This window comes from Paenibacillus sp. CMAA1364 (assembly GCF_054373195.1).
Map to the genome: position 1 here is coordinate 39,422 of NZ_JBITNB010000004.1, position 10,325 is coordinate 49,746.

The 10,325-nt window shown below is 41.2% G+C and carries 8 protein-coding genes; 2 read left to right on the top strand and 6 right to left on the bottom strand.

The genetic code is table 11. The features are described from left to right. Nucleotides 1-118: 118 nt before the first annotated feature. Nucleotides 119-2,587 (top strand): PglL family O-oligosaccharyltransferase, encoded by a 2,469-nt coding sequence (locus ACH8E3_RS04750; RefSeq protein ID WP_458631465.1) that lies wholly within the window; start codon nt 119-121, stop codon nt 2,585-2,587. Between the two features lie 75 nt (nt 2,588-2,662). Here ACH8E3_RS04750 and galU read toward each other — a convergent pair whose 3' ends face one another. Both galU and ACH8E3_RS04760 read right to left on the bottom strand, forming a co-directional pair. Further along, nucleotides 2,663-3,541: a UTP--glucose-1-phosphate uridylyltransferase GalU gene (gene galU, locus ACH8E3_RS04755; protein ID WP_458631466.1), complete on the bottom strand. Its 879-nt coding sequence runs from the start codon at nt 3,539-3,541 to the stop codon at nt 2,663-2,665. A gap of 88 nt (nt 3,542-3,629) precedes the next feature. Then, nucleotides 3,630-3,890: a helix-turn-helix domain-containing protein gene (locus ACH8E3_RS04760; RefSeq protein WP_458631467.1), complete on the bottom strand. Its 261-nt coding sequence runs from the start codon at nt 3,888-3,890 to the stop codon at nt 3,630-3,632. 198 nt (nt 3,891-4,088) lie between these two features. Here ACH8E3_RS04760 and ACH8E3_RS04765 point away from each other — a divergent pair, with 198 nt between their 5' ends. Beyond that, nucleotides 4,089-4,508, top strand: coding sequence for a hypothetical protein (locus tag ACH8E3_RS04765; protein WP_458631468.1), 420 nt, complete (start codon nt 4,089-4,091; stop codon nt 4,506-4,508). A 96-nt stretch (nt 4,509-4,604) separates the two neighbouring features. Here ACH8E3_RS04765 and ACH8E3_RS04770 read toward each other — a convergent pair whose 3' ends face one another. The 4 genes from ACH8E3_RS04770 to ACH8E3_RS04785 all read right to left on the bottom strand — a co-directional run bounded on the left by ACH8E3_RS04770 (nt 4,605) and on the right by ACH8E3_RS04785 (nt 10,049). Then, the gene (locus tag ACH8E3_RS04770) at nt 4,605-7,121 is read right to left on the bottom strand and encodes a U32 family peptidase (protein WP_458631469.1); all 2,517 of its coding nucleotides are present in this window, start codon (nt 7,119-7,121) and stop codon (nt 4,605-4,607) included. 200 nt (nt 7,122-7,321) lie between these two features. Continuing rightward, complete coding sequence (locus tag ACH8E3_RS04775) at nt 7,322-7,957, bottom strand: RloB family protein (protein ID WP_458631470.1); 636 nt, start codon at nt 7,955-7,957, stop codon at nt 7,322-7,324. Beyond that, nucleotides 7,944-9,254 (bottom strand): AAA family ATPase, encoded by a 1,311-nt coding sequence (locus ACH8E3_RS04780; RefSeq protein WP_458631471.1) that lies wholly within the window; start codon nt 9,252-9,254, stop codon nt 7,944-7,946. Before ACH8E3_RS04780 ends, ACH8E3_RS04775 begins: the two co-directional genes overlap by 14 nt. A 588-nt stretch (nt 9,255-9,842) precedes the next feature. Beyond that, nucleotides 9,843-10,049 (bottom strand): DUF2759 family protein, encoded by a 207-nt coding sequence (locus ACH8E3_RS04785; protein ID WP_458631472.1) that lies wholly within the window; start codon nt 10,047-10,049, stop codon nt 9,843-9,845. Nucleotides 10,050-10,325: the final 276 nt, after the last annotated feature.

Consider the following 10,325-nt stretch of genomic DNA (forward strand, 5'->3'; position numbering starts at 1 on the left):
CCCTTTGATAAAATACGCAATTGGAATTTAAAACCAATTTATAATTAGTATTCTGTATTATTTGCAACCCTTATGCTAAAATATTGTTCATATCTACACATAAAGGAGATTGAAAACTTTGTCTAAACAAGTATACGGTAAACAGGCTAAAAGGTCGATAGATGTTGCCAAATTACCACTATTATCATGGGTTCTCATTGTTTCTATCATTCTATATTTAGCTTGGACACCCTTTCAAGTAGCCCTATTTAACGGACAGACACTGAGCTTTGAGAGTCCAATCATGTGGGCGTCTGTGCTGGCTTGTGTGATCCTGTTCATCTGGATTGCTAAAGACTACAAGTCGATTGAATTCGATAATCAACGAGATTGGATGGCCATTTGGGTATTATTGCTACCTATTACATTTGCACTTGCTCTCTTCAATGCTGCCTCACATGCGTTAGCGATGAATATGGTCATTATACATTGTTCTTATGCGATCATGTTCATCATTGGATTGTTCTTATTGCGGGACAGACGAGCTAACCAAGTGATCCAAACGGCGATCATGACGATTTCCTATTTCATTATAGGATTCGGATTCCTTCATTGGTTCGGACAAGGTACTTTTGCAGGAAAGCTAGTTACCTGGTTCTCTAGTGGGGTATTAAATGGGATCTATACGGATGCTGTAATGACGGACTCGAACGGATTACGTCTGACATCGGTGTTCCAGTATGCTAACACGTATGCTGCCTTTCTAATGGCTTTCTTATTCGCTGCGGTGTTCTTCTTAATAAAGTCCAAGACATGGGTGGGTCAAGTGATTCACGGATTCATGTTAGTACCGATCATTGTATCTATATTATTAACGCTTTCCCGTGGTGGATTAGTTATGCTACCCGTGGTATTCGTTCTACTCTTATTGTTCTTGAAGCCAGCCAAACAGATTCTGTGGGTTGTGTACACAGTTATTGCTGGAGTCGCATCCCTACTGATCTCAAAGTCAGTAACCGATCTAGGACTGCATCTGAACAAGAGTTATGAAGGCGGTATGGCTGCAAAGGCCTGGGGAACTTTACTAGCCACTTCGGCAGTTGTCGCTATATTCGCTTGGTTGTTACAACGGTGGTTCCTTCCACTGCTAGAACGTAGTCTTCAATCTTGGTCGAATCGTAAGACTTCCAATCTATGGATTCCTCTAGGATCTGTCATCATTGTTGGTGCACTTGCTTTTCTATTTATTGGGACAGGGGCACGCAATATTCTTCCTGAGAATATGAGTACTCGTCTAGATAATATTAACTTTCAACAGCATAGTGTTCTGGAACGTTTAACATTTTATAAAGATGCGATAAAGGTCGTTAAAGATTATCCTGTACTGGGTGCGGGTGGTGGTGCTTGGGGTTCATTATATGAGAAGTATCAGAATAACCCTTATACGAGTCGCCAGGCTCATAACTTCTTCCTTCAGTATCTGATTGAGGTGGGAATTCTTGGATTTGTTATATTCATGTCGTTCCTGATCTTTATATTCTATAAATATATTCGTTTGTACATGAAGACAGATGAGGATGGACGTGAATCTCATTTCTTATATCTTATTCTCGCATTATCTATTCTTATACACAGCATCTTAGATTTCAATATGAGTTACATGTATATCGGTATTCTTGTCTACCTTGGACTTGGTGGTATGGCTTCAGTGATGGAGAGTCAACCCATGCGTCTAACACAACTTCGCTTACGTGGTAGTGGTCCTAGTATCTTATATAGTCTAGTGATAGGGATATGTGGGGTCGTCGTATTATTCACTTCATTCCGCTACGCTCAAGCTAGTAACAGCGGGTTAGATGCTAGAAAAGTAGTACAGACAAGTACATCGTATGAAGAGATTAAGGCCCCACTGGATAAAGATCTGAGCTTACGCAAGAATCATCCAGATTCCGTATTGTTGTTAGCTAATCTATATCTTGAAGTGCACTCTCAGTCACAGAACGAAGACTTCTACCAAGAGGCATACCATCTGATTGATGAAGCACTTAAGGATGAGCCTTATAATAAAGGAATGATTAATCAATTCATTGCTTTGCATGAACTTAAAGGTAAGCAAGCAGAAGCATTCGATCTATTGCTAACGAATTCTCCTAATTTCAATTGGGATATCGAATGGTATGAGCGCATTATTGTACAAGCGCATCAACTGGGTATGGGTGCTATTGGTAACCAGGATACCGCTTCTAGGGATAAATATTTCAATGCAGGGATTGAAGCGTACAATAAGGTACAGGCTGGGCTAGTTCATCTATCTACACTCCCTGAAGGACAAATGGCTGGTCGTCCTTTTGCGAATACACCTGCAATGATTCTGAATACGGGGAAAATGCAGTTCCTGCTTAATCAACCTGAATTAGCTTCAGATGTCTTGAAGTTAGGACTAGTGGAAGACTTAACTGATCCGCTCAGCCGTGAAATCTCACGTTGGTATGTTGCTTCCTTAATGAAGCAAGGATTGAATGATCAAGCCGTATTGGATCGATTGATTCAGATTGATCCTACGGAGAAAGAACAGATTGATACGATTGTGAAGAACACGAACGATTAATAGTTATATTGCTGAATCGACAAGAGCAGCCATCCTAGGGGTGGCTGCTCTTGTCTTCACTACACATATAATATATTATAATTGCTCTGCTTGATGGATCATCTGCTTCATATATGTTAACAATTCTTCTCTTAGCTCGTGACGTTGTAACGCATAGTGGATGGAAGTCTCGATAAATCCGAGCTTCTCTCCCACATCATGTCTCTGACCCTCGAAATGGTATGCGATGATTCGCTCCAGCTCGCCAAGACGTGAAATGGCGTCCGTCAATTGGATCTCGCCGTTCACACCCGCATGATGCTCTCCAAGTATCTCAAATATCTGCGGTGTGAGAATATAGCGCCCCATGATAGCTAAGTTCGATGGAGCAATCTCTTGTCTCGGTTTCTCTACCAATCGATTAGCTTGGTAGACTCTATCGTCTAATAACGAGCCATCGACAATCCCATACCTAGAAACTTCATGCCATGGTACAGGTTGGACACCAACAACGGACGATTGGTATTGTTCATATACATTGATCATTTGCTTGAGACAGGGTTGTTGCGCCTCTACAATATCATCCCCAAGTAAGACGGCAAAAGGCTCATCTCCTATGAACTTACGTGCACACCAAATGGCATGTCCTAGTCCCTTCGGTTCTTTCTGGCGGATATAATGAATGTCTGCCATCTCCGATGACTTGCGAACTTCATTGAGTAGATCCCACTTCCCTTTCGATTCAAGATTATGCTCTAATTCGAAGGAATAATCGAAATGGTCCTCGATCGCTCGTTTGCCTTTTCCTGTGACGATGATAATGTCTTCGATTCCCGAGGCAACCGCCTCTTCCACAATATACTGAATGGTAGGCTTATCCACGATCGGCAGCATTTCCTTCGGCATGGCCTTGGTAGCAGGTAAGAATCGCGTTCCTAAGCCTGCAGCTGGTATAATGGCTTTACGAATCTTCATTCACATGAGTCTCCTTGTCTAACATTCTCAAAAAAGATATGTTTCTAGATTCCTATGTAATAATAGTAACAAAAAAACTCACGAAAGACTATCTAGCATACTCTAGTTCTAATTCCACCTCGAAACTTGCTATCAGAACAGACGGTTTCATTTGTAGTGCTTTGGCTAGAGAGACAATGATCAGTAACGAGGGCGCCTTCTCCCCATTCTCCAATTCACTAATGTAAGACCGATCAACACGAGAATATAGGTTGAGTTGCTCTTGGGTTAGCTGAATCTCTTTACGCGCTTTACGTAGTGCTCTACCAAATGCGACAAGCTCCATACATTTCACTTCATTATTTGACAACTCAAAAAACCCCTTAAGTGTAGTTAATGACATCATATGTTGTAAGGGTATGTATTATCCGTAGGCTATTGCCTACATTTATTGTGTTGTGATAGGATACAAATATTAGAACATTTAGTGTTCGACTGGTATTGTACATCACAAAGTTAGGAATATACCACACCTATATTACTATAATTAAGAGACAAGGGGACTCCTATGATTAGAGACACCAACGGTTCAAATGGAACTTCGAATCTACTTACCCATTACCAGCATTACAATGAACTTTCCAATTCCTATATGAAAATGGGTCTGATATTTCTAGAAGAGGGTCTCATGCAGCCATGTTTAGTATTGGGTCATATGTCCATAAAGGTGATGCTCGATGGCATCTATCTTCATCTAAACGAAATGACTAGTTCTCTCATTCCTATCTCCTTCGATACATTACTACTATTTGCTAGTGAACAAAGAATCGTCGATACAGAAACAGCCATATTCCTAAATGAAATCTATTTTCTAATTAATCAGAATTATCCATCCAATACACTGGAGTTGGAGCAGGCACACGTCACGTTACTTATGGATAGAATCCAAGAGATCATAGGTACGTTGTCGGTAGAATTACACAAGTAACTCCTTATTTCTACAATACATATAAAAAGGATGATTCACCCTTCTTCCGAGGATGAATCATCCTTTCTTCAAATCCAGAACATACTTGCGTGTGTATTACTTCACCAATTGTCCTCGCGTAACGCCCAGCTGATTGGTTGCCTTCAACGTACGCCATACTTGCGAACCACTAATCTCACCACGTAATGCTCTTGTATATAGATCAATAACTTCACCCACTTGTTCAGGTGTTTCTTCTAGGAACTCAATCCGGTATGTGGACACGCCTAGCTCCATGAAATCGCTAAGATACTCAGCACCAGACTGCTCAATCGCATTATATACGGTATTACGACAACCTTCATCTACACGAACAGGATGGGACATACCGATCCGATCTTGTAGAGAGATATGGTGCTCTTCGCAAGGACGACCACAATTCGTAAAGTCCGTACCTTCACTTAGGAAGGTGCAATACACACAATGTTCGGTATGGAACATTGGTAAATGCTGATGGATAACAATCTCCATCTTCGATGTATCTGCACGCCCAAGCATATCGACCATTTGCTGAATATTCAGGTCATATGAAGGTGTGATCATATCGCAACCTGCTTGGATGAACAGATCTGCTGCTTTATGATTGGCGATATTCAATGAGAAATCACCAATCAGTTGCGGATGCTGTGCATCCGGATGTTCTTGACGATGGCGCAGGTAGAAGTATAGTGCACCTGTGTTACGCACTAACACCGCATCAGGCTGTAAGCGAAGAATGTTATTGTGATAACCATTCTCTCCTGGCATATGGATGCGTGGCGTAGCCAACGCAATCTTAGCGCCAGCCGCACGCACGGCTTCCACCGCTGCGGGGAACTGCTTAATGAATTCGAAGTCGGCGTAGATCATCCCTACGCCTGCTTCGAGCGCAGCCTCCACTTGTGGCAGGCTGCGGCACAGCGCGGTGAGCTCTGCTGCACCACGCTCCACAGGACGCGATGCGCTCGGCGCTACCGCATCGTCGTACACCCCGATCGCCCGTTTCACGTATACGGGCGGTTTCGGACGCTCGCCAGCAAGCAAGTCCACCGCACGGCGGCGGATGCTGTTCAGCTCGCGCATAGGCACGATGACGTCTCCTTGCAGTTCGACATCCAGCTTCTCCAGCTGGAAGACAGTCCCGCCTAAGCGGCCAAATTGTTCTTCCAGCAAAGCATAATCCATCGGACGCTTCTGTGCCGCTTCCAATTCCATCTCAGAATCCACACGAACCGTTGTACCTTTGTCTATATCTGTCCAGGTTGTGGTTAATAGCCCACCCACATGACCTACGACCTTCACTTGAACAGGGAATACTCGGTATGGCTTCTCCGTCTCAAATGTCTGGCGCAGACGCTTATCTAATGCAGGATCATTCGTCTTCCAGATGCGATCTCCCACATGTAATTTGTGTAGATTAACATCATTACGACCAGGGATAATGTCAATGATCCAACCTTCTCCCGCTTCACCTTCAATCTTCACGCCTTTACGACGAATGTCGTAGACACGTCCACCCTCTTCTTTCTTCGTAGGGTCCCCTGCGTCGAACACAATACCGTCTCCCCGCTTCAGCGGTGCATCAATACGACACACTACGCCATCACGTAGAATCTGCTCCACCCGGCCCATATACACACCGCGGCTCTTAGGATACGTACCTTCCACCAGCTTCTTGTTGTTCGTACCATCTAAGAAGCCATGTGTTAGACCCCGTGAGAAACTCTGTTCAAGCTCCCGAATCTCTTCCTTACTCGGTGGTGTTGAATCCCCTTCGAAATAACGATCAATGGCTTTACGATACTTACTCACGACATTCGCCACATATTCTGGCGTCTTGAGACGTCCTTCTATCTTAAAAGAAGTCACGCCCGCTTCTATTAATTCCGGCATAATATCTATGGCAGCTAGATCTTTGGGTGATAGCAAGTAAGATATATCCCCCATTGGCTTCTGCACGCCATCCACCATCAAGTCATATGGCAAACGGCAAGCCTGTGCACATTCACCACGGTTGGCTGAACGACCGCCCCACATCTCAGATGTCAGACATTGTCCCGAGTAAGAGACACACAAGGCACCATGCACGAATACTTCCATCGGCAATTTCGCTTGATCCCCGATCTTCTTGATCTGCTTCAAGTTGTTCTCTCGACCTAGCACCACTCTCTCTAGATCCCATGGCTTCGTAAATTCAACGGCCTCTGGTGACGTAATTGTCATCTGCGTTGATCCGTGAATCGGGAAATCTGGCGAGATCTCACGGATCATCTTCACAAGACCCAGATCTTGTACGATCACCGCATCGACACCTGCATCCACGCAAGCATCAATAAGCTCCTTCGCATCCTCCAACTCATTCTCAAACACCAGTATATTGAACGTTAGGAACCCCTTAACGCCATAGCTATGAAGAAATGCCATGATCTCTGGTAACTCCATCATTCGGAAGTTATTGGCACGTGCGCGGGCATTGAATTTCTCCACTCCAAAAAAAACAGCATCTGCTCCATTCGCAACCGCCGCTCTCATACAATCCCAATCACCTGCTGGCGCCAGTAACTCGACGTCTCTTCTGTGTAAACCTTGCTTCATTCTATATATCCTCCCAAATTAGCCTCACGGCCAATGAACTTGTTCCCTATCATAACTAGCGCTTAACGCTATAACTTATCTATTGTAGCAAATATCATAGCAGGCATCTACTATTCCTATTCATTACGCCAAAAAAAGGGTCCGATCATTATGAGCGGACCCTTCTACTTGGATATCAAAGAAGTAAGACTTAAAATTAGTTAATCCTCAATATAATCATTTAAAACCTCAATAAGTTCATATACTGTTGTTACTGGATTTGAATTACAAAAATCATGATACCCTTTTGCATCAAATTGAAACTTTCTTAGCTTCTTAGCTCTTTTTATCGCTTGTTCTTGTTTATCCTTGAGTAACTCATAAATATCTTTTTGGTTCTTCTCATACTTTCTTCCAAGTTCTAGTGATAATTTCTCGCTGTATTGATCTCTAGACATTGCTGAATCATAATAGTTATAGTGCAATAAATACCACAGTTCAAACGATTCATTTGTAACAGCATATTTAATACCGCTACTATCACAGAGATTAATAGCTCGTTGGAAATTCCTTATCGGAAAACTATCTCTGTCAAACACTACCCATACTTGAACATAAGGTTTACCTAGTTTTTCTGCGGCAGACTTCCTTCGGATAGCCTCCATTACTAGGCTATCCGTGTTTTTCCCCTCACCGAATATATCTACCTCTATGATGTCCCTTTTGACAGGAAACTTATAGAAGTAATTAGGTTCTGTTCTCTCGCCTTCACATACAATGAGGAATGTCTCCCTCAGATCTTTAGTTCCAATTTTTTTGCTATTTTGGCTCCGACTGAAAAATTCATGGGTTCTCATCATTTCCCTCCAAAGCTCTTTGCCAGGAACGAAATTTTGGGATAGCCCCATATTTCCCTAACAAATAATCTTTAGCATATGTTGCATCTTTTCTAATCTTCTTGCTATCATCATCGCGAAAATCAGCTAAGGAGAATAATTCAGATGAACCTTTATCGTCCTTCTCCACAAACCAGAGTTGATCACGCCTAAATAGTTTATTACTTAAATTTGTAACATCATGTGTAGCATAGATCAGTTGGGCATTACTTTTATTGGTATCATAAGAATTAAACAATTCAACAATTTGCTTAGTCATAAGTGGATGCATTTTGGCATCCAGCTCGTCGATTACCATCACTCCGCCATTCTCCAATTTTTCAATGATTGGACCAGCTAACGCTAATAGCTTTTTAGTTCCTTCGGACTCCGATTCATCGACCTTAAACATTTCATAGCCAACTTCATTTTCATTTTCATCATATTTTCTTCTACTGCTGAATAATACCTCTGATGACCACTTACTCCCAAAATTTTTACTGAGGATTTCTTTCAATAATAGATCTTTTCGGAGATTTATATTTGCTTCAATTTTTTCCACAATCAAATCTTCAATTCCAACATCGGCCGCTTGAAGTAATTTAATAATTTTATTCTTGTTGCTTTCCTTCTCAAGCATTTTTGATGTATGCCTCATCGTACTGTTTGCAACACCAGACATAAAGGTGAATTCTTCAAACCATTGTTGTATTTCTTGTGAGATTAATCCATTAAAGTTTGCTACAACAGAGAGAAATAACGCATTATGTCTTGTTTTATCCTCTAGACCTGAGCCTTCATCGTAAAAATCATTCTTTTTAGGGATATCAATTTTTCCTTTATCTCTGGAAAACAACTTGATTTCTTTACCCTTTCCATCTAACCGTTTACGATATAACCATTCATCATGTATGTGGGTAGTATCTACACTAAATCCATATCGGTACCATTGACCACTCTGAATGATCTCTATCTCAAAAATAGTTGGTAACTTTTCTGTTAGTGTGCTCAAACGAAATGGAGTAACATCAATATCCTCCGTTGCGTTTGATTCTTTGGATGAATTAAGGACTAGCTCCTTCATAACTCCCATTGCTTTTAAAATATTACTTTTCCCGCTTGCATTCGCTCCATATATAACTGCTGACTTCAATAATTTTAGTTGATCCACTTCAAATGTATGAGTATCTTCGTGTTCTGTAAGTGGTGCAGACTCCAAATCTAAACTTACTCCAGTCATGAAAGACAAATAATTTTGTACATTAAATCTAACGAGCATATCATGCGCCCCCTTCTCATTAAACTATCACTATTATATACCTTAGAGCGATAATTATACAGTATGATGAGGAATTATCACACAGATGGGCAAAATCCACGAATCTCATTGTCATATGTAAGATTCATTCCCCAACCACTTATACCTTTATCTCCACCGCATAGGTTTTATCCTCAATACTACAAATGACAGTATTCTTTGATTTCTTATACTAGTTCATTGTAGAATCCTCTAAAACATTTAACCATTTCTTCATAGGAGCTATCCCTATTCGCTGATATCAATACTCGTCCACCTTGGAATTGGTAATCTAGTATTGAATCCTCGAATTTATCAATTAGAAATATTGATTCATGCATGCTTCTCAAGTATCACTTCAAACCACAAGACTGCCGACCGTCATCGTTATTGTATGCAATCCATTTTTCGGTTATATATTATCTATATTATGTATGAATGACAGAAATCCCTTGATATAGCTAAATTTACTCTGTACGACTAACATTGTACACTTAATAAGACACCTTGCTGCAGCTGCAGCAAGGTGTCTTATTAAGCGATACTGTTTACGTGTTGTTCCTTATGATCTTAACTAAGCCATCCTAATACCATGGCATAATCTGAGTACAGAAATACCAACAAACTCACTACGCTAAATCCGATAGCGAAGAGGTTCTTCTTAGGTTGAGTTACTAAGCGCACGACCCCGATAAAGATAAGTATCGTGAACAAAATCATAAATATATCAAACACATGAAATTTAGATACAGTCTCAGCAGCCTCTGCTAACAGCATACATTTGTACCTCCCCTATGTAAGTTCACACATTTTACTTATTTACATCTATGTATCTATGTTATCCTGCGAACCCAGCTTATGCAAGTCTTTAATACGAAAAAAATTAGATTTTTACATTTATATATGACAAAACGCATTGAAAATTTCAACCGGTCCGATCCAACTTGCGATTCGAGTTCTTGTTTGAATTGTAACAGCAACATCTAATTTACTCCAACACCACTTTTCCACGTTTGCGCCACTATTAACTGTTGTTTGTGCAACTAATTCTGC